The organism is Calothrix sp. NIES-3974, assembly GCF_002368395.1.
In the GTDB taxonomy this organism is placed as follows: domain Bacteria; phylum Cyanobacteriota; class Cyanobacteriia; order Cyanobacteriales; family Nostocaceae; genus NIES-3974.
This window is the reverse complement of record NZ_AP018254.1, coordinates 4,044,675-4,069,881: the sequence shown is the minus strand read 5'-3', so window position 1 is coordinate 4,069,881 and position 25,207 is coordinate 4,044,675. Positions and strand designations below refer to the sequence as shown.

The 25,207-nt window shown below is 42.7% G+C and carries 21 protein-coding genes and 1 pseudogene; 12 read left to right on the top strand and 10 right to left on the bottom strand.

Annotated features, from left to right (window positions below; genetic code table 11):
• Positions 1-322 precede the first annotated feature (322 nt).
• The 6 genes and pseudogenes from prmA to CDC37_RS16370 all read right to left on the bottom strand — a co-directional run bounded on the left by prmA (position 323) and on the right by CDC37_RS16370 (position 7,160).
• Positions 323-1,240 carry a 50S ribosomal protein L11 methyltransferase gene (gene prmA, locus CDC37_RS16395; protein ID WP_096623214.1) on the bottom strand — a complete coding sequence of 306 codons (918 nt, stop codon included), beginning with the start codon at positions 1,238-1,240 and terminating at the stop codon, positions 323-325.
• Between the two features lie 681 nt (positions 1,241-1,921).
• Positions 1,922-3,502 (bottom strand): phosphoglycerate dehydrogenase, encoded by a 1,581-nt coding sequence (gene serA, locus CDC37_RS16390; RefSeq protein ID WP_096623212.1) that lies wholly within the window; start codon positions 3,500-3,502, stop codon positions 1,922-1,924.
• A 193-nt stretch (positions 3,503-3,695) separates the two neighbouring features.
• A pseudogene (locus CDC37_RS16385) lies at positions 3,696-3,987 on the bottom strand (hypothetical protein).
• Positions 3,988-4,114: 127 nt separating this feature from the next.
• The gene (locus CDC37_RS16380; protein WP_096623208.1) at positions 4,115-4,843 is read right to left on the bottom strand and encodes a Stp1/IreP family PP2C-type Ser/Thr phosphatase; all 729 of its coding nucleotides are present in this window, start codon (positions 4,841-4,843) and stop codon (positions 4,115-4,117) included.
• A 57-nt stretch (positions 4,844-4,900) separates the two neighbouring features.
• Complete coding sequence (locus CDC37_RS16375; protein WP_096623206.1) at positions 4,901-6,589, bottom strand: ABC1 kinase family protein; 1,689 nt, start codon at positions 6,587-6,589, stop codon at positions 4,901-4,903.
• 241 nt (positions 6,590-6,830) lie between these two features.
• A complete protein-coding gene (locus CDC37_RS16370) occupies positions 6,831-7,160 on the bottom strand; it encodes a DUF6825 family protein (protein WP_096623204.1) in 330 nt (109 codons plus the stop codon).
• A 350-nt stretch (positions 7,161-7,510) separates the two neighbouring features.
• Here CDC37_RS16370 and CDC37_RS24445 point away from each other — a divergent pair, with 350 nt between their 5' ends.
• The gene (locus CDC37_RS24445) at positions 7,511-7,660 is read left to right on the top strand and encodes a hypothetical protein (RefSeq protein ID WP_157780767.1); all 150 of its coding nucleotides are present in this window, start codon (positions 7,511-7,513) and stop codon (positions 7,658-7,660) included.
• A 125-nt stretch (positions 7,661-7,785) separates the two neighbouring features.
• Positions 7,786-9,057, top strand: coding sequence for a phosphoribosylamine--glycine ligase (gene purD / locus CDC37_RS16365; RefSeq protein WP_096623202.1), 1,272 nt, complete (start codon positions 7,786-7,788; stop codon positions 9,055-9,057).
• Between the two features lie 9 nt (positions 9,058-9,066).
• Here the strand turns inward: purD and CDC37_RS16360 are convergent, their stop codons facing one another.
• Positions 9,067-9,561: a Fur family transcriptional regulator gene (locus tag CDC37_RS16360; protein WP_231943089.1), complete on the bottom strand. Its 495-nt coding sequence runs from the start codon at positions 9,559-9,561 to the stop codon at positions 9,067-9,069.
• 163 nt (positions 9,562-9,724) lie between these two features.
• Here CDC37_RS16360 and CDC37_RS16355 point away from each other — a divergent pair, with 163 nt between their 5' ends.
• From CDC37_RS16355 to CDC37_RS16310, 10 genes are all read left to right on the top strand, one after another.
• Positions 9,725-10,294, top strand: a complete 570-nt coding sequence (locus tag CDC37_RS16355; RefSeq protein WP_096623200.1) for a peroxiredoxin — start codon at positions 9,725-9,727, stop codon at positions 10,292-10,294.
• A 401-nt stretch (positions 10,295-10,695) separates the two neighbouring features.
• The gene (locus CDC37_RS16350) at positions 10,696-11,592 is read left to right on the top strand and encodes a phosphodiester glycosidase family protein (protein ID WP_172892790.1); all 897 of its coding nucleotides are present in this window, start codon (positions 10,696-10,698) and stop codon (positions 11,590-11,592) included.
• A 129-nt stretch (positions 11,593-11,721) separates the two neighbouring features.
• Positions 11,722-12,264 (top strand): bifunctional pyr operon transcriptional regulator/uracil phosphoribosyltransferase PyrR, encoded by a 543-nt coding sequence (gene pyrR / locus CDC37_RS16345; protein ID WP_096623198.1) that lies wholly within the window; start codon positions 11,722-11,724, stop codon positions 12,262-12,264.
• 13 nt (positions 12,265-12,277) lie between these two features.
• Positions 12,278-13,315, top strand: coding sequence for an aldo/keto reductase (locus CDC37_RS16340; RefSeq protein ID WP_096623196.1), 1,038 nt, complete (start codon positions 12,278-12,280; stop codon positions 13,313-13,315).
• Positions 13,316-13,534: 219 nt separating this feature from the next.
• Positions 13,535-15,136, top strand: a complete 1,602-nt coding sequence (locus CDC37_RS16335) for a sensor histidine kinase (RefSeq protein ID WP_096623194.1) — start codon at positions 13,535-13,537, stop codon at positions 15,134-15,136.
• 868 nt (positions 15,137-16,004) lie between these two features.
• A complete protein-coding gene (locus CDC37_RS16330) occupies positions 16,005-16,505 on the top strand; it encodes a DUF2231 domain-containing protein (protein ID WP_096623192.1) in 501 nt (166 codons plus the stop codon).
• On the top strand, positions 16,502-17,107 hold the full coding sequence (locus CDC37_RS16325; protein WP_096623190.1) for a DUF2231 domain-containing protein: 606 nt from the start codon (positions 16,502-16,504) through the stop codon (positions 17,105-17,107). Before CDC37_RS16330 ends, CDC37_RS16325 begins: the two co-directional genes overlap by 4 nt.
• 131 nt (positions 17,108-17,238) lie before the next feature.
• Entirely contained in the window at positions 17,239-18,147 is a 909-nt protein-coding gene (locus CDC37_RS16320) for a cytochrome c oxidase subunit II (RefSeq protein ID WP_096623188.1), read from the top strand.
• 282 nt (positions 18,148-18,429) lie between these two features.
• The gene (ctaD, locus tag CDC37_RS16315; RefSeq protein WP_096623186.1) at positions 18,430-20,115 is read left to right on the top strand and encodes a cytochrome c oxidase subunit I; all 1,686 of its coding nucleotides are present in this window, start codon (positions 18,430-18,432) and stop codon (positions 20,113-20,115) included.
• Between the two features lie 162 nt (positions 20,116-20,277).
• Positions 20,278-20,880, top strand: a complete 603-nt coding sequence (locus CDC37_RS16310) for a cytochrome c oxidase subunit 3 (protein ID WP_096623184.1) — start codon at positions 20,278-20,280, stop codon at positions 20,878-20,880.
• A 446-nt stretch (positions 20,881-21,326) separates the two neighbouring features.
• Here the strand turns inward: CDC37_RS16310 and CDC37_RS16305 are convergent, their stop codons facing one another.
• From CDC37_RS16305 to CDC37_RS16295, 3 genes are all read right to left on the bottom strand, one after another.
• Complete coding sequence (locus CDC37_RS16305) at positions 21,327-22,685, bottom strand: IS4 family transposase (protein ID WP_096620005.1); 1,359 nt, start codon at positions 22,683-22,685, stop codon at positions 21,327-21,329.
• A gap of 176 nt (positions 22,686-22,861) precedes the next feature.
• Complete coding sequence (locus tag CDC37_RS16300) at positions 22,862-23,608, bottom strand: DUF1995 family protein (protein ID WP_096623182.1); 747 nt, start codon at positions 23,606-23,608, stop codon at positions 22,862-22,864.
• 244 nt (positions 23,609-23,852) lie between these two features.
• The gene (locus CDC37_RS16295) at positions 23,853-25,196 is read right to left on the bottom strand and encodes an NAD(P)/FAD-dependent oxidoreductase (RefSeq protein ID WP_096623180.1); all 1,344 of its coding nucleotides are present in this window, start codon (positions 25,194-25,196) and stop codon (positions 23,853-23,855) included.
• Positions 25,197-25,207 lie beyond the last annotated feature (11 nt).

Sequence of the window (25,207 nt, the reverse complement as noted above, 5' to 3'; positions counted from 1 at the left end):
TCGTCAGCTGTTGAGGCTATTTGGCTGAAAAAAGTGCAAACACATGGGTATACAAGACTTCAAAACCTTGCACTTGTAATTTCTTGGGTTTGTGAAAAGTGGAAGGGTAAAGCTGAAAACTATTCCCTATCCCTGCTAAAAGACTTTTTCCCCAAACCCGATTAAACATAAAAAACTATTCCCTACTACCGACTCCCCATTCCCGAACCCGACTAAAAGACTTTTTCCCCAAACCCGATTAAACATAAAAAACTATTCCCTACTACCGACTCCCCATTCCCGAACCCGACTAAAAGACTTTTTCCCCAAACCCGATTAAACATCAAGAACGACGCACATTTAAACAGCACCACTCCTTCCGCTTCCACAGGGTAGCCACAATCCATCCCTGCTGTTCCAGAGCATCAGCCACCATTTTTGATTGTTCCACCAGGATACCACTAAAGATGGCCCAGGTAGTTGGTTTAGCGATCGCACTCAAATCGGGTACGAGGTTGACAATCACATCCGCTAAAATGTTACAAACAATACCATCAACGGGAGCCGATATCAATTGGCTAACCTTTTCCACACTCCCTTCATCGGCAATAATCCGCTCACTGGGAATACCATTGAGAACAATATTTTCCTTGGTGGAACGAATTGCTAAAGGGTCAATATCAACTGCATAAACCTGTTTTGCTCCCAATAATACCGCACCAATACTGAGAATACCGGAACCACAGCCAATATCAGCGATAACCACATCTTTGGGTTGGGGTGATTGGGGTTGGAAGCCAAAATTATTATCACTGAAGCGCATTTCCAAAGCTTCCAAACATAACTGGGTAGTTGCATGACTTCCCGTACCAAAAGCAACACCCGGATCAAGTTTAATTACCAAACGATCCGTATGGGGGACAGGTAGCCAAGCAGGATTAATTAAAAAGCGATCGCCGATTTCCTGGGGTTGCCAATGTTGTTTCCAGCTACTTGACCAATCCTGCTCATCAATAATCTGCCATTGTAACACAGGTGCAGCCAGCCCCACACACAAGGCATCTTGACGTAACCACAAACCCAAAGCCGCTAGGTCTAATAAATGGGCTTGAAATTCCGGTAAATAAGCCCGAATCAGGCGAATATTGCCTTTTTTTTCAATCGCCGTTCCCCGACAGCCAAAATCATCCAACCGCCAATACACCGAATCTTCTAAATCCGGTACGCATTCAATTTGTAATTCCCACCAAGTGTTTGCCATAAATACAGAATACAAGAAACAGGAGACAGAATACAGGAGGGTGGGAAAATCAAGGTTTTGAAAATGAATACCAATCCAAAATCCATAGACGCGTAAGCTTCCCGTTCTCCGATTTCTCTGGGAGTAGCATAGTAGGCAAGTACTCCGTGGCTCTAGTATCGAGAAAGCTTTATTTTAGAATCCGACTAAAGCACAACTAGGTACTTTTTTACCCATCAAAGTTGACTTGCCAAAGCGTGGTCTGTGTTGTTAGTTCTAATGAGTTGGTAGTAGTGACTTTTGTATAGAAAAAGCTTGAAAATAAAGCGCTATACCCCCAGGGTTGCCCTAGACTAGCGCTACTACGTGCCTTTTTTAACCCATCAAAATTAATGACATGGAGTACTAATACCGCGCGGCGTAAATACACCTACCTTTCCCCTCGCTCCCATGCTCCGCGTGGGAGCAGAATCTGCGAGGCTCCTGCTTCGTGAATGAAGGCAGAGCCTTCAACTCACTAAGCGACCACGCGGAGCATGGTCACTAGATAAAAAGTTAATACTCGGTTTATTTCAGCCAACCTGTACTAGGGTAATCCAAAATCCATAGACGCACATAGTGCGGCTTCTCGCAGAGTAATCCAAAATCCAAAATCGTACAACCCTCAACAGGGAAAATTATTGAGGGTCTTGAGTTAATAATTTACAGATTGACAGTGTAAGCGTCGCGGATACCGGCAACTTTGGTAATTTCTGCCAAAATTCCCTCCGGTAAGGGGTCATCCAAACTTAAAACCATGACCGCATCACCACGGACTATTTTCCGTCCCACCTGCATACTGGCAATATTAACGTTAAAACTACCCAGAAGCGAACCCAATTTACCAATAATTCCCGGCATATCCCGGTGTAAGGTAAATAACATGTGGTGGCTAGGGGGAACGTTGATGGGAAATCCATCCAGATTAGTCAAACGAATTTCTCCGTCTCCCAATAATGCTCCGGTGACAGCATGGGTTCCTAAATTCCCCGTTGCTTCCAGGTGGAGGGAACCAGCATAATCCTTAATGGCTGCATCACGAGTTTCAATCACCCGAATACCCCGTTCCTTGGCTTCAATACTGGCGTTAACGTAATTAACCCGTTCCCGGAGGGCTTGATATAATAGACCCTTCAAGGAGGCGATTACCAAGGGTTGACTTTTGTTGGTAGCCAATTCCCCTTGTAACCGAATTGTTAAGGCTTCTACCCTTCCTCCAGCCAATTGTCCCACTAATTTTCCTAGGGTTTCAGCTAGTTGCATGTAGGGTTTGAGTTCTTCGAGAACATCCGGACCCAAACCGGGAATATTGACCGCAGAGCGAGCGGGTAAATCGAGCAAAACATCACGAATTTGTTCAGCGACATCAATGGCAACATTTTCTTGAGCTTCTACCGTCGAAGCACCTAAATGGGGGGTTAAAATCACATTTTTGCCTAAAGCACATAATGGCGAATCCCCCAGGGGCTCCGACTCAAACACATCCAAAGCCGCACCAGCAATTGTACCCTCCTTGAGGGCGATCGCCAGTGCTGCTTCATCAATAATTCCCCCACGAGCACAGTTAATTATCCGTGCCGTTGGTTTCATTTTGGCCAACATTTCGGCATTAATCAAATGGGTCGTCTCTGGGGTTTTGGGAATATGCAGGGTAATATAATCAGCTTGTCGCACCAAAAAATCCAGATCCACCAACTTACAGCCAATTTGTTCAGCTCGTTCGGTGGAGATAAAAGGGTCGAAAGCCAATAATTTCATTCCCAAGGCTTTAGCTACAGCCGCAACATGGGAACCAATTTTTCCTAAACCGACAATACCCAGGGTTTTTTTATAAACTTCTGCGCCGACAAAAGTTTTCCTATCCCATTCCCCTCTTTTGACGGATGCATTAGCATCAGGGATGTGACGAGACAGGGACAGCATCATCGCTAATGCATGTTCAGCAGCAGCAATTGTATTTCCCTCTGGGGAGTTAACAACGACTATGCCTTGACGGGTTGCTGCTGGGACATCAACATTATCAACACCAACACCAGCACGACCGATGATTTTCAGATTTGTACCAGCTTCGATAATTTCACTAGTAACACGTGTACCAGAACGAATCATTAATGCATCATACTCACCAATGATTTCCTTCAGTTGCTCAGGTTTGAGACCTGTTTTCACATCCACTGTGGCAACTTGAGAGAGAATATCAATTCCAGCCTGGTCAATTGGATCAGAGACGAGAACCTTAGACATGATTGCTTCAAATTAGAGCGAGAGGTAATTCTGGGCAGGACTTACCAGTTTAGAATTAAACGCTGACACTTTGGGGGTGGAATCATATTTTTTTTATGTGGGTTCTTGGCACTATCAAACAACAGTGTTGCGATTCCTCCCATATTTGAACAATAGCAGGTCTGATGACTCTCAGATCCAATTTCTCTAAATTTCAGTCACAATACCGGAAATCACTGCTTACCCGTTCCATTACACCACCGAAAGAAGCGGCTACATTATAGCCGATGCTGATTCCAAACAATCTTGCATAGGGAGACTTTGCCTGGAGGTTTCTAGCCGCTTTGAGACCAGTTTCATCGACTTCATAGTCACCTGTCTCAATATTGATGATGACCATTTTGCCAATATTTTCCTCTGTCTCAACTTTTTGGCGAATTCTACCCTCGTAAATTTGGTAAGCACGTTTCGCAACTTCTTCACTGCTTAATTAGGATCGCTTGCATAGGCTGACTCCCAATCGCTACGATACTTCCTTGCATTTACTTATGATACCTTGCAAGTCAACGGGATGGTCACTGCCACCTCGACCCAGCATTGTTGATTTGGTCGGGTACTAGCTCTGTCTCCTGTCTACTCCTCAACCGCGACGAGAATCAGGGTGATATTATCGTGTCCCCCCTTACTCTTTGCGGCTTCAATCAAATTTTGGGCTGCTTGTTCTAAATTGCTGCCATGAGTTTGTAACTGGGAAACTATTTCTTGGTTACTCAGTTCTTCCGTCAAACCATCACTACATAACAACAAAATATCGCCAACTTGGATATCCAGTTGTTGAATGTCAAAATTTTGCATTTCCTCTCGTCCCAAGCAACGGGAAAGTACGTGGCGTAATGGATGTTCCCGTGCTTCTTCCACTGTCATATCCCCTAGTTTAATGGCTCTGGATACCCAGGTATGGTCTTCGGTCATTTGTTCTAGTTGTCCAGAGCGAAAACGGTAGAGACGGGAATCTCCGATGTGGACACAATAGGGTTCGTCGTTACGAAACATTACACCAACCACCGTAGTACCCATGTCTGCCCGTTCTGGGTGTTCGTGTTGATCGGCTAAAATTGCCGCATTTGCCTGAATTAAAGCTCCTTCGAGTAACTGGGGTGAGGTTTTGGGGGAGTCCCAATTTTCACTGATATAGGCTTGTATTTCCTCCGTGGCAATGCGACTTGCTTCTTCGCCACCAGCATGACCACCCATCCCATCGGCAACGATAAAAAATTTACCATTTTTGTCGATGTAATGTGCATCCTGATTACTCAATCTGACCAATCCCACATCGCTTGCACCGAAAAATAGAAGTTTCATAGATGTTTTTTGTATAACCTGAAAATTTAACTTAATTTGCCTGTTTTTTTGTGTTATTTAATACATTTTGTCATAGCGGTCTAAGCGCATGAGGATTCGCACCATTAACCATGCCACAAATAATGCGATCGCACTAGCGATTACCGCTAACCATACATGATCTTTAACCAATAAAATTGCAGCAGAAAGGGTAAAACTACCGATTATAATGGCGTAGGTTGTGGTTAGCTGGATATTACTCTGTCTACGTAACAATCTTTCCGTCTCAATCGCTCGCACCCGCATTCGCACATCACCCCGTTCTAGTTTTTCTAGGGTATCTTCTAAGCGACGGGGTAATCCTAAGGCCGTATTGCTAACCTGTACTGCTTGACGGCTCAGTTCATTAAAAATACTATTTCCAACATCATTTCCATTTACGTCTGACATAAGCTGAAACGCATAGGGTTTGGCAACTTCCATAAAATTAAAATCTGGATCTAAACCCTTTCCCACCCCTTCGAGGGTAGAAAAGGCACGCATGACAAAGGTAAAAGTAGCAGGAAACCTAAAGGGCTGATTATAGGCGATTTCATACAAATCGTCACTAATTGCGGCAATCGATTGATTTTCCACCGGGTTATCCATAAAGTTATCCAGCATGTACTGCACCGACCGTCGTACTGGACTCATGTCTTCCACTGGTGCAAGTGCCCCTAAATCAATCAGAGATTTTACCACGCGATCGCCGTCCTTCGCGGCAATGCCAAATAGGGTTTCCATCAAGCCTTCCCTGACATTGGCTTTGATTCTCCCCATCATGCCAAAATCATAGAAAATCAAGCTCCCATCGGCACTGACGGCAATGTTACCGGGGTGAGGATCGGCATGGAAAAAACCGTTATCTAGTAACTGTAACAGGTAAGCTTGGGCACTTTGACGGGCAATGGTTTTACGGTCGATCCCTGCTGCTTCTAGGGCTTCATACTGGCTGATTTTAATCCCCGGCATATATTCTAGGGTTAACACCCGTGAGGAGGCATAGCGCCAATAAACCCTGGGAACCTTCACCCAATTATAACCCCGGAAATTCCGTCGGAAGGCATCCGCATTTCTACCTTCATTCAGGTAATCAATTTCTTCCCAGAGAATTTTGCAACACTCGGCATAAATTCCCATCCAATCCCTTCCCCGTCCCCATTTCGGGTGATTCTGGAAATAACGGGCAATCCCTTTGAGGATGTGTAAATCGATTTCAAATAATTTTTTTAAGCCAGGACGTTGTACCTTGACAACGACCGCATCCCCATTATGTAAAACAGCCTTATGAACTTGTCCTAAACTTGCGGCAGCTAAGGGTACAGGCTCAAAACTTTGGAACAATTCGGGAATTTTGCGTCCCAATTCTTGCTCAATAATCGACTCAACTTGTTCGTAACTAAAAGCGGGAACCCGGTCTTGCAACTTCGACAATTCTTCCACATACTCACTCGGAAAAATATCAGCCCTTGTCGAAAATAATTGTCCCACTTTAATAAAAGTTGGTCCTAAATCCAGTAATGTGTTGCGAATCCAAATTGCCAATGTCCGTCGTCGCGCTGCTTGTTTCGCTTCGTTAACCCCTCCAGGATAACTCCAAGCTTTGTTGTACAACCACAATCGGTATAACAACAACAGCACAAAAGACCAAATATCAATGAATCGCCGTCGGCTCGAATAGTTTTCGCGATTCCAACGGTATGCCTGATCCGAATAACCCTTTTCCATATACCTCGCGTACCGCCGGTGCTTGAGCTAATCACCAAACTTAACTTACTACAAATTCTTTGTAAATTTTGCTTTTATCTTTTATACAGCAACTATTCCCCTCACCGTGGTTCCATCCGTTACGAAACTGGTAAATTAGGGATGAGGGACTTGGAAGTTACCCTATCATCCCGATTTTTTTTCAACTTTCCAGTTTCACCAACAGTGTATTAATTTTTACCAAATTTGAATCGGGAGAGTCCTATTCTGCCGAATTGCCACTACGATAGCGCTGCAATTCTGAACGTAAAGTTGCCATTTCCGCCCGTAAATCGTCAATATTAGCTTGAATATCCCCCGGTGCTTCACCACTCGTGTACTGAGTCGTATAAACACCAGTTTCTGCCGCTTGGGCTGCTCGATTCGCTCTTTCAATCACCTCATCTGTAAACTGACGTAGATTTTCTCTCGCTTCGGCTTCCAACTTACCCCACTCACTTAAAACATCAGTAAGGGCACGTTCTGTACGCTCGCTTAAAACTTCGGCGATCGCACGACCAACAAAAAAGGCTTGTACAACAGGGTTACTCATAAATTTTTGTTACGTTCATCCGCACAAAAATTATAACTTGGGATTTTGGATTTTGGATTGCTGTAGAGACGACCCGACGGGTCGTCTCTACGAAATTGTTGGGTCGTCTCTACGAAATTGTTGGGTCGTCTCTACGAAATTGTTGGGTCGTCTCTACGAAATTGTTGGGTTGTTTCGATAAAATTGTTGGGTTGTCTCGACAAAATCGTTGGATTGTTTCTAGCAGATGGTTGTGACATCAATCACATAATCATCAGGTTTTAAATCATTGTCCCCAACCGCGCTAATTACCTAGTCTAGATGTTAACTCCTTCCTTGGGTATGTAATAAACACCTGCGAGGCGATCGCTATGTGGGAAAAAATTTTCTTAGCACTGGGATTAACCTTCACAATTAGTATACTCGCCCAACAAGCCCGTCCTGGCTCGAAAACGATTATGCGTAAACTAGATACACGTAGTCAGATTGTGTATCTACAAAAACAGAATGATGAATATTGAGAGAATACAGGAGATAGAAGGAAATAGTTTATACACCCTAATCCAAAATCCAAAATCTAAAATCCAAAATCAAAATTAGATGGTAATCTGCAATTTGTGATTAGGAACGCAAATACGAGGTTATCGTGAAGGTTTTAGTTGTTGGAAATGGTGGTAGAGAACACGCGATCGCTTGGAAGTTGCTACAGTCAAAACGGGTGGAACGGGTTTTTTGTGCGCCGGGTAATGGAGGAACGGCTAGTTTGAGTGGTGCGGAAAATATTCCCTATGGAGTTGATGATTTCGCCGGGATGGCAGATTTTGCCCATACCAATGGCATCGATTTAGTTGTAGTTGGGCCAGAGGTTCCCCTGGCTTTGGGTATCACTGATTACCTCCAAGCCCAGGGACTCAAGGTCTTTGGACCTGTGAAGGCGGGTGCGCAAATTGAAGCTAGTAAAGCCTGGGCTAAGGCGTTAATGCAGGAAGCGGGAATTCCCACAGCGAAGGCAGCGGTATTTACGGATTTATCGGCAGCCAAATCCTACATTCAATCCCAAGGTGTACCGATTGTTGTCAAAGCTGATGGATTAGCCGCAGGGAAGGGTGTAATTGTTGCTCAAACCGTCGCGGAGGCAGAAAATGCCCTAGAGATGATTTTTGGGGGAGCCTTTGGTAGTGCGGGTAATTTTGTGGTCATTGAAGAATGTTTGGTTGGTCAGGAGGTGTCCGTATTAGCCCTGACTGATGGTGTGACCATTGTGCCCCTGCTACCTGCCCAAGACCACAAACGCATTGGTGAGGGGGATACGGGGGAAAATACGGGGGGTATGGGAGCCTATGCTCCTGCACCTATTGCGACGGATGAATTAATGGCACGGGTGCAAACTCAGGTTTTAGAAGCGGCGATCGCAGCACTGCGCAACAGAGGAATTGATTATCGAGGGGTGCTATACGCTGGATTAATGGTGTCTCCCCAGGGGGATTTTCGGGTATTGGAGTTTAACTGTCGATTTGGCGACCCGGAAACCCAGGTGTTATTACCGATGTTACTTACACCCCTGGATGAGTTGATGCTTGCTTGTGTAGAACAACGTTTGGCAAGTATGTTGCCTTTACAATGGCAACCAGGAGCTGCTGCTACGGTCGTCCTCGCATCCGGAGGGTATCCCGGTAATTACACCAAAGGTAAACCGATCTCTGGAATTAGGGAAGCTGAAAGCTTGGGAGTAACCGTATTTCACGCGGGGACGAAATTAGCGTCCTCCCAAATTCTTACGGACGGGGGAAGGGTGTTAAATGTGACTGCAACTGCTCCAGATTTTGCTACTGCCCTGGCATCTGCCTATGCAGGTATTGGTAAAATTGCCTTTGAGCAAATGTATTTTCGCCGAGATATCGGTCATCGAGTGTTGTAGTTGAAAAACCTACCCACCATTTTCCGGTCGCTGATTTACTGAACAGCGATCGCATATCCCTTCCACTCTCACTTCATAACTTTGAGCTACCAACCCTGGACGTAATGCCTGCAAATTAATTTCATTTAACGCGTTCCAGGGAATATCTTCAATCATCCCACAGCATTGACAACGAAAATGATGATGTTTTTCCACGTTCGCATCGTAACGGGAAACTCCTTCTTCTAATAACACTGACCGTACTAAACCCGCTTCCCGTAAAGATTGTAATGCTGCATAAATCGTTGCTTGGGAAGACACCGGATAATCCCGATTCAAATCTGTCCATATCTGCTCTGCGGTGGGATGGTCACTACGCGATCGCAAATTGGCATATACCGCAAACCTCTGGGGTGTCACCCGTAAACCCTTTGATTTGAGGATTTGAACTATTTCCTCCGATTGCTGCTGTTTTTCTCCCATTATGCCCCAAATACCCCGATAGTCTGTTGCAATTGCCTTCATCCCATAATCATAACATCTCCGTACTCAAAATCAGTTACAACTCTTTTGCTTAATTAAATAATTTCCTATATTGACAAAATCTTATCTCAGAATTATTCTGAGATAGTAATCAATTAGTCCAAACTAAAATTTAAAATTAATTTCGACTCAGAGGTAAGTAAATATGGCACCAGAGCGCGTACCCAATGTAGTATTTAAAACTCGTGTTCGTGACGAGTCAGTACCCGGTCCGAACCCCTATCGTTGGCAAGACAGAACAACCCAAGAGATATTTGGTGGAAAGCGGGTTGTATTATTTGCCCTACCTGGTGCATTTACACCGACATGTTCTTCAACCCATTTACCCCGTTATGAAGAACTCTACGAAGAATTTAAAGCTCAAGGGATCGATGAAATAATTTGTTTATCGGTAAATGATGCCTTCGTCATGTTCCAGTGGGGTAAACAGCAGGGAGCGAAAAACGTGTTTCTGCTTCCCGATGGGAACGGGGAATTTACCCGGAAAATGGGGATGCTGGTAGACAAATCCAACCTGGGCTTTGGGATGCGTTCTTGGCGATATGCGATGGTCGTCAATGATTGTAAAATCGAGAAAATGTTCATTGAAGAAGGTTTCGACGACAACTGCCCTACAGACCCCTTTGAAGTTTCCGACGCAGACACTGTATTAGCCTACCTCAAAGGCGTACCACGGGGAACCGAAGTCGCAGGTCGCAAAGAATTCGTTGGTTAGTTGTTAATGCGGATTCGGGGTGTTTTGAAATCCAATTTCACACCTACCCGTAGAGACGTAGCGGTGCTACGTCTCTATGTTAGTGAAATTTCCCCAAATTTTTCCCAAAGGAGATAGGGAGGGAATTCAGGCGATCGCATTTATTCTGTAATCTAATTAAAAGTGCCTATATATACTTTGCCGTCAAATAAAAACTCGATTTTTTGACGAATAAATACTGATTTTTTCTATTTTTTAGTAATATTTAAGACGTTCGATTCCCTAGCTGGCAGCGATCGCCATTATGGTGGATTGGTGAGATTTTTGATTTGAGGGGGTGTTTACCTATGATTATTCGCCCCCATCTCGTGGTAAGCCTTGAATAGGGCGGGTTGAATCAGAATAATTTGCATGGGGAGATAATGAGAAACACAAAAACATCCTTAGTACCCATTCAGCGATCGCTGCTGATTGCAGGTGTATTGTTGCTAGCATTCCCATTGCTGATGATGGGATGGTTCCATTATCGCCGTCCCCCACGTACCGACACCCAAAAGCAACTATTTAGCGGGATTAATTATCAACGAATCGTTCGTAACCAACCTCGTCCCATGATGATTCATGTTGTCACAATTGACTTGAATCAGGGGAATATCAAACCTATCGTCACTCCTGCGCGTAGAATCAAAAGTAATCAAACGATTGCGCGGACAACATCCGAATTTATTCAAGAATTTGCCCCCAAACTAGCAATTAACGCCAGTTACTTCCAACCATTTTATGAAAATACACCTTGGGATTATTATCCACGTTCCGGCGATCGCGTGGGAACTTTGGGGCAAAATATTTCCCATCGGCAAACCTACGGTAGACCAAGTGCAGGATGGCATGTGATTTGTTTTCTCGAAGACGGACGCGCTCAAATACCAGGAACTCAAACATGTCCCGCGAACACAATTAACGGTGTTGCAGGTAGTCAGATATTGGTGTTGAATGGCAAAATTCAACCGAATACGGACACCCGTACAGATACACCCTACTCTCGTTTAGCCATTGGTGTCGATGCAACAGGGAAAAAACTCTCATTAGTTGCGATTGATGGGAAACAACCCTTGTATAGCGAAGGAATTACCCGTCACGAATTGGCAAAATTTATGCAGGAATTAAATACCGACGCAGCGTTACATCTCGATGGTGGTGGCTCTACAACTTTAGCAATAAACACCCCATCTGGTCCCCAGGTGTTAAATTCCCCGGTACATGCCAAAATACCTACCAATGAACGTCCAGTTGCCAACCATTTAGGTTTTGTGGAATAACGGTGAATTGAAGTAGAAACACGACATGTCACGTCTCCCTGTTGCCATCAATTGATTTAAATTTATCAAGACGGTTAAAAAAACTACTCCCCATTCCCTACTCCCTGTTCCCTACCTAGGTAAATCATTATGAACCAACCAACCAAAGTGGTGGAAATTCTTTCCCCGGAAGAAATTCGACGGACAATAAACCGTTTAGCCTCCCAAATCATCGAAACCACTCCCGACCTTTCCCAACTCGTTCTGATTGGAGTATATACACGGGGTGTTCCCCTCGCAGAACAATTAGGACGACAAATCGAAATCATGGAGGATGTTCCCGTCAATGTGGGAGCTTTAGATATTACTTTTTATCGCGATGACCTGGACAATCAAGGTTTTCGCACCCCAGCCAAAACGAAAATTCCCTTTGATTTAACCAATAAAACAGTTGTCCTAGTGGATGATGTGATTTTTAAAGGACGAACAATTCGCGCAGCACTGAACGCAGTCAATGAATACGGCAGACCGGAGGTGATCCGTTTAGCCGTGTTAGTCGATCGCGGACATCGAGAAGTTCCCATCCACCCAGATTTTGTCGGTAAACAACTGCCAACCTCCAAAGAAGAAATTGTCAAAGTCTTTCTCAGTGATGTTGATGGACGGGATGGGGTAGAGTTAATTGGAGATTAAGTTGAGCAGGTCTATGAAATATAACCAACTGGGAAATAGTGACCTTCTGGTTTCCGAAATTTGTCTGGGAACCATGACCTATGGACAGCAAAATACCATAGAACAAGCCCATGCTCAATTAGATTTGGCAGTGGATGCGGGTATTAATTTTATTGACACCGCGGAGATGTATCCCGTACCCCCCAGAGCGGAAACCTACAGTTTAACGGAAACCTACCTGGGTCACTGGCTGAAACATCAGCCACGGGATAAGGTGATTATTGCCACTAAAATCGTCGGTGCGGGACGTTCTTTTAAATGGATACGGGACGGTTCGCCACGGGTCGATGCCAAAAACATCCAAGCAGCAGTGGAAGCTAGTTTACAACGCTTGCAAACCGATTATATTGATTTATACCAAATTCACTGGCCAGACCGCTATGTGCCCATTTTTGGGAATACGAATTTTGATCTCCGCCATGAACGGGAACAGATTCCCATTGAGGAACAGTTAACAGCCTTTGACAAACTAATTCAAGCAGGAAAAATTCGTTATATCGGTTTAAGCAATGAAACCCCCTGGGGAGTGTGTGAATTTTGTCAACAAGCTGAGAAATTAGGATTACCCAAAGTCATTTCCATTCAAAACGCTTACAACCTGATTAATCGCACCTTCGAGATGGGTCTTGCAGAAGCTTGCTATCGAGAAAACGTCGGACTACTAGCCTACAGTCCCCTCGCATTTGGTTACTTAACCGGAAAGCATGTACAACTAAGCCCTCCCCAAAGTCGATTAGCCATGTTTCCCGGCTTTGGTCAAAGATACACAAAAATCAACGTCAAACCAGCCGTGACAGCCTACACAGAACTAGCTCAAAAGTATCATCTTTCCCCCACAGCCTTAGCCCTAGCCTTTGTCCGTAGTCGCTGGTTCGTTTCCAGTACAATTATCGGCGCAACCACCATTCCCCAATTACAGGAAAATATTAACAGTATAAATATTAACCTCACCCCAGAAATCGAAGCGGAAATCGAAGCCATACACTTACGCTATCCGAATCCTGCACCCTAATAGTCCATATAGTCTATTGCATTAATTTTGATGGGTGAAGAAAGGTTAGTATTAGCGCTAGTCTAAGACAACCCTGCGGGTATAGCACCTTTCTGGTAAAGCTTTTTCGGAGCTAGAGCTACTACTACGAACCCCTCAAAACTTATGTGTTGGACTATTAGTAATTAAAGTTTCATCGTATACTATACAAGTAAATATATATACTTATACAAAACATACATGGCTTCAGGTGAAATTTGGCGAATTCAGCAACATTTACAGGGTATTCAGGCAATTACCTATAAACGTCCTGCCTATAGTATCGTAGTGGCAGTGGTGTTAACATTAGGGCTATTTATACCTCAATTGTTGATGAATTGGCGTACCTATCGAAACTTTCATCACCTGAGTCAGGAGGAGTTGCGGTTACAAAAACTAAGCGATCGCATAGTGTATTTGGATGAAGTGTTAACCATGTCTGCGCGAATGAATGCAGCTACGGGAAATCGGGAATGGGAAGCGAGGTATCGCCAATTTGAACCTCTCTTAGATGCAGCAATTCAAGAGTCAATAAATTTAATTCCCGAAGTGTATTCTAATCAAGATGCAAAACAGATTGACATTGCGAATCAGAAATTAGTCGCAATGGAGAATCGTTCCTTTGAATTGGTACGGCAAAACCAAGCTAGAGCAGCATTAACGTTATTATCTAGTCCTGAATATCAAACTCAAAAGCGAATTTATGCTCAAGGTGTAGAAAAACGTCACCAGCAAATAGAACAAATCTTACAATCTAGAAATCAAAGTTATCATCAAGACTTACGTTTGTCATTTGTGTGGATGATACTGACATTTTTTTTGTTAATACCCCTGTGGTTTTTAGTATTACATATTTTGCAAACATATTTACGCGATCGCAATTTAGCAGTAGCTAAATTAGAAAATATAAATCAGGAGTTAAATACATCAGTTCAACGCTTAGAAATAGCCCAACGAATTATCCAAGATGAAAAAATATCTAGCTTGACACAAATAGTTGCAGGAATAGCCCACGAAATTAATAACCCGGTCAGTTTTATTCGTGGTAACTTAACTTATATTCAACAATATAGCCAGCATCTGGTGGAGTTAATCAACTTATATAAACAAGAAATAGTTCCCATTCCTCCACAGGCTTTAGCACACATGGAGGAAATAGATTTTGAGTTTATCAGCGAAGATATTCCCAAAGTTATACAATCGATGCTGACAGGAACCGAAAGAATCAAAGAAGTCGTGCTAGGATTGCGAGCTTTTGCTTGTTTAGATGAGTCAGAACGCAAAATCGTCGATATTCATACTGGACTAGAAAGTACCATCTCCTTACTTCAGCATCGTCTACAAGCTAAATCAACAACACCAGTAATTGAAATAATTCGCGAATACCAGCAACTTCCAGAAATTGATTGTTATCCCAGTCAAATTAATCAAGTTTTGATGAATATACTTACCAATGCCATTGAGGCAATTACCATGTCTTCGACAACAACAGGTCGAATTCTCGTTCGTAGCGAATTAGCTCAACCAGGATGGATTCGCATTTCTATCATCGACAATGGTATCGGTATCAACCCCAGTATTCAGCAGAAAATATTTGAACCTTTTTTTACAACTAAACCCATCGGACAAAATAAAGGATTAGGATTATCCATCAGTCATCAAATCATCACGCAATTACATCAAGGTAAATTATACTTTCAACCCTCTACTTCTACTTCGGAAACGCAGTTTATGATTGAAATTCCTACCCAATTGTCTAAAACTCTATACCTAGATTTCCCACAAGGAAGTGATAAGCCTTGAGTAATGGGTTAATTTTCCTACTACTCCCTACTCCCCGCTCCCTACTCACTGAAAGCTTTAGGAGTTTGTGGGAAATCCGGGTATAGTCCTTTCTAGATGCAGAGGGAATCAGGAGTGGTATCGCAATCCGTTGAGGATTGGTAAAATCTTACGTCTAGAGTTATTGACTGTTAACCGTTGACAGTCATAGTCCCGTATACAGCCAAAACCGGTATTTTCACTACTGAAATCGGATTGCCATCGGAGAATCAACCTATAACTTAACATGGGTGTCTGGGTCACAAGTGTGTAAGTATACTATTACTGAAATGATCTTGTGTTAACAATGAACGAACTTAAACAATTTTTTAGAGTTATTCTAAAGAAGCTAAATAAACCTCGTCCATAATCAAAACTGGAGTTTTCGTCATTGCGACATCAGATAGCAATCTCATAATCGTGACTAAGAACTACAATTCTCAGAGGATGTTTTAAAAGTCGATTTTAATACTTAACAAGCTCGTTTTTTGGGAGTAGGGAGAAGGGAGTCGGGAAATACGCGACATGTAGCATCTGTACAGTTTCTCACAAAAAACATACCGTTTGCACCTATTCCCTGTCTTCAAGAAGTGGTTGATAAAGTACTTATTGACACTTTCCAAACATCTCTCAAGCTGGACAGGGTTAATCATTTATTTTTTGAATAGATATATTTTATTGATTCTGTCTCCTATTTCCCGACAAACATATTATTTCATATCGTAATTATTTAAACATTTAAAAATAATTTAACCATGCATGATAGTAATCAAACTAAATTATCGTGTGAGGTCAAAAGCAGAATTTAGGAATTTCACCAATATCAGGGAGAAACCCAGAGGAGAACACAATGCTTGATTGGCTACCCAATCTGAATGACCATAATTTACCCTATCCGGACACATTACATCCCATCATCGTTCACTTTGTCATTGCAATGGTATTATTTGCCGTTGCTTGCGATTTAATTGGATATTTCACTAAAAATTCTCGCCTATTTGAAGTCAGTTGGTGGAATATGTTTTTTGCGACAATTGCAATTTTTGTCGCCATTATCTTTGGACAATTTGAAGCAGGACTCGCAAAACCCTATGCTGTCGCAGCCAATGTTTTAAACATACATACTCTAATTGGTTGGTCGCTTTCAGGAATTTTGGCAGCTGTTACTGCATGGCGATATGTGATTCGTCTACGCAGTCCGGAAAAAATTCCCGTAGCCTATCTTGGGATTGGATTACTACTAACTTTTATTATTGTCACTCAAGTCTATCTTGGTGATGAACTGGTGTGGGTGTACGGACTGCATACTGTTCCTGTAGTTGAAGCAACTAAAGAAGGTCTTTTACCATGAACACAGAACTACTCGACCAAATTCAGTCACAACTAGGTGCAAACGGACTTCCCTATACAATTCCGATTCACCCTAACCTAGTTCACTTGACCCTGGGATTATTCATCATTGGTGTAACCTGCGATATCATCGGTGTCCTATTTCCCTTCCAACAACCAATTTTTAAATTTTTGTCCCTTCCCGCATCCCGTCACAACTTTTTTGATGTGGGTTGGTACAATATGTTAGGTTCAGCAATAATTACTTTTCTGACGGTAGCTGCTGGATTTTATGAAATGATGCTAGCCGAACCTGCAACAGAAGTAAAAAGTGCCTGGGGATTGCAAGCAATGGAAACAATGCTGTGGCATGGTGTGGGTGGTGTAATTCTCTTTGCGATGATTGTGGGGATGACTGTTTGGAGGGGTTTACAGCGCTTTGTGTGGCGCAAGGACACAGATCAACAGGTACAGTGGATTTATTTAGGTGCTGGTGTATTTATTATGCTTTTGATGTATGTACACGGAACCCTGGGTGCGCAGATGGCGGCTGAATTTGGCGTTCACAATACCGCAGATGCACTACTTCGGTTAGGTGAAGACCCCAACACTGTACTCAAATAGATGTTTTTAGGTGTTAACCCCGGATTTTGCCGTGGGTTAAATCACCAATCTCATACCCTCAATTGGATGTTTGATTTTTTTCAAGGAATGGATCAAATCCACGGAGTTCAACCAAAATTTGTATTCTGAACATGAAAATTCGCAGTTTCTTATTACTAACCGTATTTTTAGTGGTACTAACAGGTGTGAGTCTGTGGATGGGTAAACAAGCATATTCCTGGTTTCCTCCCCAAGCAGCAGCCGAATCTCACCTGATTGATGAATTATTTAGTTTCCTGGTGGTGTTAGGAACGTTTATTTTTTGTGGAGTGGTGGGAATGCTACTCTATTCAGTGGCATTTTACCGTGTTCCAGCCGGTGATACCAGTGATGGTCCCCCCATTGAAGGTAATATTACTCTCGAAGTTGTTTGGACAGCTATTCCTATTCTATTAGTAGTTTGGATTGCCACCTACAGTTACCAAATCTACGAACAAATGGCGATTCGTGGTCCAATGGAGGTGGTTCACCTGCATATACCAGAGATGATGAAAACAGCCTATGCAGACACAAATTCGGATGCGATCGCTGAACCGAAGGAGAAAATCAGCGTCATAGCTAAACAATGGGCTTGGGAATTTCACTATCCTTACAAAAATGTCACCAGTACCGAGTTACATCTCCCGACAAACCAACGTGTACAATTAGCTTTGACTTCGGAGGATGTACTGCACGGGTTTTATATCCCTGCATTTCGTCTCAAACAAGACATAATTCCCAAGCGTACCATCGATTTTGAATTTACACCCATGCGGGAAGGAACCTATCGACTGATGGATTCCCAATTCAGTGGTGCATACTTTGCCACAATGGATACCAAAGTTGTTGTCCAGTCACCGGATGATTATAAACATTGGCTAAATAAGGCGGCATCTCAAAAGCCAACACCCGCGAAAAATCAAGCTGTTTGGGAATATACCCAAGCTCAACAAAAATCAGCTAAAAGTGGTTGGCCTACCGTAGTTCCCGCAGCACCTCCTGTAGTAAATTTTTCGGGCTGAATCGATTTTAGATTCTGGATTTTAGGGAATGTGAACAACGCTCCGACAATATTACGAATATTCCCATAACTTGCAACACATCTAGAATATGAGACGCAATATATTGCGTCTGGTGAAACAAAATTCATCTGTGGCATTTTTTTTGAAATTGGTATTACTACTCACTACTTATACAGATTCAGAAAATGTTTGCAACACATACTCAATATAAGACATAGCAATGCTACGTCTCTACATAATTCATCTGTCGCATTCTTTGTTCAAATTAGTATTACTCTCCCCATGACTGATATGCAAATTTCCCCTGGTGTTCTAGGTAATCATCACCATCACCCACCAACCACCTGGAAAACCTATTTTACTTTCAGTACCGACCACAAAGTTATCGGTATTCAGTATCTAGTTACTTCCTTTCTATTTCTGCTGATTGGTGGTATTTTCGCCATGATTATTCGCGGTGAATTAATTACACCCGAATCTGACTTGGTAGACCGAACTGTTTATAATGCCATGTTTACCATGCATGGTACTGTGATGCTGTTTGGTTGGACTTTTCCCAGTTTGGTCGGTCTGGCTAATTACCTAGTTCCGTTGATGATTGGTGCGCGGGACATGGCTTTCCCCCGTCTGAATGCAGCAGCTTTTTGGATGGTTCCCATAGTCGGGGTGCTGCTGATGTTCAGCTTTTTTGTTCCTGGAGGTCCAGCTCAAGCAGGTTGGTGGTCTTACCCACCCGTGAGTATTCAAAATCCTTCGGGGAATTTGATTAATGGTGAATTTGTTTGGCTACTAGCAGTAGCAATTTCCGGTGTTTCCTCCATCATGGGGGCTGTAAATTTTGTCACCACGATTGTGAAAATGCGGGCACCGGGGATGACTTTCTTTAAAATGCCGGTGTTTGTTTGGGCTGTGTTTAGCGCTCAAATTATTCAGTTGTTTGGTTTACCGGCTTTGACTGCGGGAGCAATTATGCTTCTGTTTGATTTGACCGTGGGTACGGGATTTTTTAACCCTGACCAGGGGGGAAATCCGATTCTGTTTCAACACCTATTCTGGTTTTATTCTCACCCGGCTGTATATGTGATTATTTTGCCTGTATTTGGGATTTTTTCGGAGATTTTCCCAGTTTATGCTCGTAAACCTCTATTTGGCTACAAAATAGTGGCGATTTCTTCCCTGTTGATTGCGGCTGTGAGTGCGATCGTTTGGGTTCACCACATGTATGCCAGTGGTACACCGGGTTGGATGCGCATTGTATTTATGATTACAACTATGTGCGTATCTGTACCGACGGGAATCAAGGTGTTTGCCTGGGTGGCAACGATTTGGCGAGGAAAATTACACCTGAATACTCCGATGTTATTTGCCTTGGGTGCGTTAATCATGTTCGTGTTTGCAGGGATTACGGGGATTATGTTGTCCTCGGTTCCCATTGATATTCACGTGAATAATACCTATTTTGTGGTGGGTCACTTCCATTATGTTCTTTACGGAACTGTGACGATGGGGATGTATGCAGCTATCTACCATTGGTTCCCGAAGATGACCGGAAGGATGTATTACGAAGGTTTGGGTAAGTTACATTTTTGGTTAGCATTTATTGGTACAAACCTGAATTTTTGGCCAATGCATCCGTTAGGGTTATATGGAATGTTGCGTCGCGCTGCCTCCTATGACCCAGAGTATACCTTTTGGAATGTGATTGCTAGTATTGGGTCATTCTTGTTGGGAATGTCTACTTTACCGTTCATTTTGAATATGATTAGTTCCTGGGCTAATGGAGAGAAAGCAGGGGATAATCCTTGGAAAGCCATCGGTTTAGAGTGGTTAGTTGCGTCTCCTCCTCCGGTGGAAAATTTTGATGAGATTCCCGTGGTGATTTCTGCTCCCTATGGATATGGGTTGAATGAACCTTTGGTTGCGAATACACCCAGGTTGAAGGATTCCCACCGTGCTGAAGCAGATTAGAGGTTGTAAATAGGGAGTAGTGAACAGGGATGAGGAATGAGTTATTTTTCTTCCCCTGCTCACTTTGTCCTATCAAGTATGATTACCTAGTGGTCTACTACATTAAGAAATCAGTGATTACCATTAGTGTTGTGAATTTTTACAAAATATTAAGTTGGAGTTATGGAAAGTTCAATTAATTCTCATCAGGTTCATTCCCTCGCACATGAACATGGTCATGATGAAGAAGCCAATAAAATGTATGGCTTCATCGTGTTTTTGTTATCGGAAAGTGTGATTTTTTTGAGTTTTTTTGCAGCCTATATTGTCACGAAAACTACTACTGATAATTGGCTACCACCGGGTATTACTGGTTTGGAAATTAAAGAACCAGCTATCAACACAGTGATTCTGGTCTCAAGTAGTTTTGTGATTTATTTGGCGGAAAAGGCTTTAAAAGAAGAAAATGTGTGGGGTTTCCGATTATTTTTGCTGCTGACGATGATTATGGGTGGTTATTTCTTGTATGGACAAGCTGTGGAATGGGGTGGTTTAGAGTTTGGATTTACCAGTGGTGTGTTTGGTGGTTTGTTTTATTTGTTGACTGGTTTTCACGGTTTGCATGTGTTCACTGGTCTGGTGTTACAGATGATAATTTTGATTCGCTCGTTTATCCCGGAAAATTATGATAATGGTCATTATGGGGTGGATGCGACTTCTTTGTTTTGGCACTTTGTGGATGTAATTTGGATTATTTTATTTGTGTTGATTTATGTGTGGCAGTAAAATGAAAATACTTGATTAATAATTTTTACCCCGAAGTTTGTTGCTAGTCGGGGTATTATATTGTTGATGACATGATGAAAATATGCACGCTCAAAAGCTAATACCTATTTAATATGAAGATGCATATTAAAACCCACAAGTGTTGAATCTTTAGATTTTAGCGGTTGATACCAAGTTGTGTATTGGTGCTGGTGATACCAAATTTACCCTGCAATTGACTTCATTGTCATTAATAGAAGCTCAAATTCGTGCAAAGCCCCTAGATTTGTAAAGTTATGTATCGAAATTCAACACTTTTGATTAAAACCCCACCCCTTAATCCCCTCCCCGCTTGCGAGCTATCCATTAGTCACATCTTTCTTAACAAAGTCTGAAAAGCGATTATAGAAATGATTTCAGTAGAGGGATTAAGCATTAAGATTAGACAAAACTCAGAAAGTATGCATTTAGATTTGATGGGCTAGCTTCCAAGTTACGGCGATATCGTGCAATCGTCGTAACCCTCTCCAAATCGTCTTGACTCCAGGTTCCCCATCACCTTTACGACCCAGAAAACCACCTAGTCGAGCAATCATTCGTACAGCTTCTCTTAATGTTGGTGGCTGATCTGGTGGAATTGGGTTTTTGTTCACACTTACACATAAAGATTGCCATTCAACTGTAGTTAAAACCGTTTCACAACTTTGTTCTGGATTATCCCTTGCTTGGTAAGTTAACCATAATAATCGCCATGCCACAATCGAATATGTCGCTAATGCCATTGATAGGCGTTTTCCTGTCTCCAGTTGTAATTCCTCGATTCGACAACCGCTTTTCAATGTATAGTGATAACGCTCGATTAACCAACGATATGTATACCATTCAACACATTTTACCGCATCTTCAAGGCTATTAATTTCCAATGTCGTTAACAATAACCAACTGATTGGTTTTATCTCCGATGGTGGACTCTTTTCTTCTGCTAATATCACCTGTAGTTTTACTGGTTTACAAAGCGAACGCCCGAGCTTATTTTTTGGTACTTCTATTTCAACTGTTTCGTATCTAATTGTTAGTTTTGCTATCCTTTCTGGTCTTTCTGGATTTCTTCTTACCTTGACTTCTACTTCTCCCTGAGTTGGACTTGACCTGATCGCCTCATGTAGATAATTCGCTGTATGGCTAACTTTTCTATTATGAGTTCCTCTGATTAGTAAGTGGCTATTTTCTGGTCTTTCCTGATTAAATAAATCAAATATATCTGCTTCTGAGTCTGCTACTGTTATGATTTTTATCTTTTCTGGTAGTAATTTATTTGTTCTCTCTAGCCCTTCCAACCATCTTTGGCTTTCTTTTTCTTCTGTTTGTCTTTTTCTACGTGTTTTTGCTATTCCTAAATCTTCGATATTTCTTGACCATACTTGTTGGTCTATTACTCCCAGTGGAACTCCTTTTATGCTTGATAATAACGTTGAATGTACTTTTAATCCTAAACTTTTTCTCTGGTCTAGATATCCAATTCCTTCTGTTGCTGGATGACTTGTTACATCCATATTTGTTGTGTCTTGTATTGCTAATACTATCTCGTGTTCTTTTGCCCTTTCGATTGTACTTTTGATATGTCCATTGCTTATATCTGATGGTTTTATATACGGCGAACTCCACAAATCATATGCTGCTGTTGTCGCTGCTACGCTCCCACATGCTTGAGGTACACTCGATGTTGGTTGTGCTGCTAAATCTTCTACCATCTTTATCAAACGCTTGTTTCGCCGTTTATCTCCCAAATCCAAGTGCTTCAATTCCCTTGCTGCCCATTTTTCCATTTTTTACACCCTATCTTTCCTCTCTCAAAACTATACCTATCAAGCCTTTCGTCTTCTTTTAAGTATTTTTACTTTTTGTTAAGAAAGATCCGGGTAATGGATAGCTTTGTAGGGCAGGGAGTATGTCAACCAAATGCAAGCATTATGGGTAGGGACTGCGCTCAACATTTTTCTGTTCAACTACTTAAGGCTTTGAAAAAGCGTTGTAAACCACGCATCACACCGGGTTTTTTCCCTGTACTCACAAGTGTACCATTCTCCCCATTAGCGGTGGTTTGTCCTCCGGCTAAAATCAAATCTAGTTCGTCTCCAGAGGGTTTTTTCGCTAGTTCGGCGATTTTTTCGTAGTCATCACTGGTTTTGACCCAAACTTCCCACATTCCGGGATAACAGCGAAAAACCGCAGCTTCCTCAAATATAGGACGCAGGTAATAACAGGATTCGATGGTATTAATGAAGCGATCGCGAGTTTGTCGAGCTGCATAACCAATCCCAACTGTACCCGAATCCTCTAGACGGGGATTCAACAATACGTGGGGACGTTCGCCTATTTCTGCACAAATTTTTTCCAACTGCGGTAATTCCACCGATGTGGGAGCCACAAATACAAATATTTCATCTTCCGGTTGCACTTTCGTCTGAATCGATGCAGCCCTTCCCGTACCGATGTCTAAAATTTTATAGCTCACCTCCGTCCAATCCCGTCGAGCTAAAGCTGCACTCCCTGCATCCGCAAACATCACTTTCAGTTTTTCTCCATAATCCTGGAATGCAGGCATAAATTGCTGCGCAACTCCCATGTATTTCAGTTCCGGGAAGAGTAACTCTACTTGTAAACGATTGTAACCATCAGCCAGGGCTGCTAAAGTCGCTGTACGGGCTTGAGCGATCGCGTCTTCGAGGGTTTTTGGTAATTCGGTCATGGGTTCAAATGGCTTTGATATAGGGGTTTTGATTCCGATTAACTTTTACCATTTTACCGAAAACTCGATCAGAACCAGGTTTCTGTGATTCAGTTGACGGTTGAACCTTAAGCCGAACTAGCAAATCAACTTGGATGGGTGAGATAAAGCACGTAGTTACGCTTGAGCGCTTGATATTAAAGCTGTTTCGTGGCTCAAGCCGCAACTACGGACCCCGGATTTTGATGTAATTAAGTATTACGGATTAGGCTTTGACTGTTTTTTCCATTGTGGGTTGGTGGGTAATTACTTTCGCTAAGGCTAAAGACTCTTGACCGGTAATCAATCGGGAACCACGTTTACGGGTGAGGTAGTTCCATGCCCACTGAATCATAACTATTAGTTTATTGTCAAACTCAATTAAGAAGTAAATATGGATGAGTAACCAGAAGATCCAAGCAAAGAAACCTTGTAATTTGATTGGACCTAAATCGACAACGGCTGCATTTTGGCCGATCATGGCCAGACTACCATAGTCATTATATTTGAAAGGAGGCACACTTCTACCTCGTAAACGTCTGCGAATTAACTTGGCAACATATTCACCCTCTTGAATCGCTACTGGTGCCACACCAGGAAGGGGTTTATCATTCTGGTGAGAGAAATTGGCCACGTCTCCCACGGCAAAAATATTTTTGTACCCCTTAATACTCAAATCCGGCTCAACTATGACTCGTCCAGAGCGATCGCATTCTACTCCTGTGCGTAATGCCAGAATTTTCGCCATCGGTGAGGCTTGAATCCCTGCTGCCCATAAAATGGTTTTGGAGGTAATTTGGTGGATTTCGTCCCCTTGTTTGTAGGTGACTACGTTATTTTCAATATTGATTACCCGCGTCTTAGTCCGTACACTTGCGCCGATCTTTTCCAAAGATTCCGCAGCTGCCTTCGATAATTGTGGTGCTAGGGACGGCAAAACCCGGTCTGCCCCTTGTAACAGGATCACCTTCGTTTCTGAGGTGTCGATGTCCCGAAAATCCTCCTTCAGGGTCTTATAGGCTAACTCCGCGATCGCTCCCGCTAATTCTACCCCCGTTGGACCACCACCAACAATCACAAAGGTTAACAATGCCCGACGTTTAACTGGATCGGTTTCTTTTTCCGCTGCTTCAAAGGCACTAAAAATCCGCCGACGGATTTCAATCGCATCTTCTACGGTTTTTAATCCTGGAGCCACTTCTTTCCAAGCATCATTGCCAAAATAGGAATGATTTGCCCCCGTCGCCACCACTAGGGTATCGTACTTGACGATGCGATCGCTCATAATCACTTCTTGGGTTTTCGGGTCAATATCGCTGACCTCCCCTAACAAGACTTTGGTATTTTTACTTTTGCTGAGAATTGACCGCAAGGGAGAGGAAATATCACCAGGTGATAGCGTACCCGTCGCAACTTGATATAAAAGCGGTTGAAATAAATGAAAGTTACGTTTATCAATCAAAGTCACGTCTACATCCGCTTTCGCTAACGCCTTGGCTGTATACAGTCCACCAAAACCTCCACCGATAATCACCACCTGATGTCTTTGATTGTAAAGAGAAGCTACCATAAGTAATATTT

Bases quoted from the DNA above. Each gene is read 5' to 3' on its own strand.
- prmA (WP_096623214.1), bottom strand. From the start codon at position 1,240: ATGGCAAACACTTGGTGGGAATTACAAATTGAATGCGTACCGGATTTA.
- serA (WP_096623212.1), bottom strand. From the start codon at position 3,502: ATGTCTAAGGTTCTCGTCTCTGATCCAATTGACCAGGCTGGAATTGAT.
- CDC37_RS16380 (WP_096623208.1), bottom strand. From the start codon at position 4,843: ATGAAACTTCTATTTTTCGGTGCAAGCGATGTGGGATTGGTCAGATTG.
- CDC37_RS16375 (WP_096623206.1), bottom strand. From the start codon at position 6,589: ATGGAAAAGGGTTATTCGGATCAGGCATACCGTTGGAATCGCGAAAAC.
- CDC37_RS16370 (WP_096623204.1), bottom strand. From the start codon at position 7,160: ATGAGTAACCCTGTTGTACAAGCCTTTTTTGTTGGTCGTGCGATCGCC.
- CDC37_RS24445 (WP_157780767.1), top strand. From the start codon at position 7,511: ATGTGGGAAAAAATTTTCTTAGCACTGGGATTAACCTTCACAATTAGT.
- CDC37_RS16360 (WP_231943089.1), bottom strand. From the start codon at position 9,561: ATGAAGGCAATTGCAACAGACTATCGGGGTATTTGGGGCATAATGGGA.
- CDC37_RS16355 (WP_096623200.1), top strand. From the start codon at position 9,725: ATGGCACCAGAGCGCGTACCCAATGTAGTATTTAAAACTCGTGTTCGT.
- CDC37_RS16350 (WP_172892790.1), top strand. From the start codon at position 10,696: ATGAGAAACACAAAAACATCCTTAGTACCCATTCAGCGATCGCTGCTG.
- pyrR (WP_096623198.1), top strand. From the start codon at position 11,722: ATGAACCAACCAACCAAAGTGGTGGAAATTCTTTCCCCGGAAGAAATT.
- CDC37_RS16340 (WP_096623196.1), top strand. From the start codon at position 12,278: ATGAAATATAACCAACTGGGAAATAGTGACCTTCTGGTTTCCGAAATT.
- CDC37_RS16335 (WP_096623194.1), top strand. From the start codon at position 13,535: ATGGCTTCAGGTGAAATTTGGCGAATTCAGCAACATTTACAGGGTATT.
- CDC37_RS16330 (WP_096623192.1), top strand. From the start codon at position 16,005: ATGCTTGATTGGCTACCCAATCTGAATGACCATAATTTACCCTATCCG.
- CDC37_RS16325 (WP_096623190.1), top strand. From the start codon at position 16,502: ATGAACACAGAACTACTCGACCAAATTCAGTCACAACTAGGTGCAAAC.
- CDC37_RS16320 (WP_096623188.1), top strand. From the start codon at position 17,239: ATGAAAATTCGCAGTTTCTTATTACTAACCGTATTTTTAGTGGTACTA.
- ctaD (WP_096623186.1), top strand. From the start codon at position 18,430: ATGACTGATATGCAAATTTCCCCTGGTGTTCTAGGTAATCATCACCAT.
- CDC37_RS16310 (WP_096623184.1), top strand. From the start codon at position 20,278: ATGGAAAGTTCAATTAATTCTCATCAGGTTCATTCCCTCGCACATGAA.
- CDC37_RS16305 (WP_096620005.1), bottom strand. From the start codon at position 22,685: ATGGAAAAATGGGCAGCAAGGGAATTGAAGCACTTGGATTTGGGAGAT.
- CDC37_RS16300 (WP_096623182.1), bottom strand. From the start codon at position 23,608: ATGACCGAATTACCAAAAACCCTCGAAGACGCGATCGCTCAAGCCCGT.
- CDC37_RS16295 (WP_096623180.1), bottom strand. From the start codon at position 25,196: ATGGTAGCTTCTCTTTACAATCAAAGACATCAGGTGGTGATTATCGGT.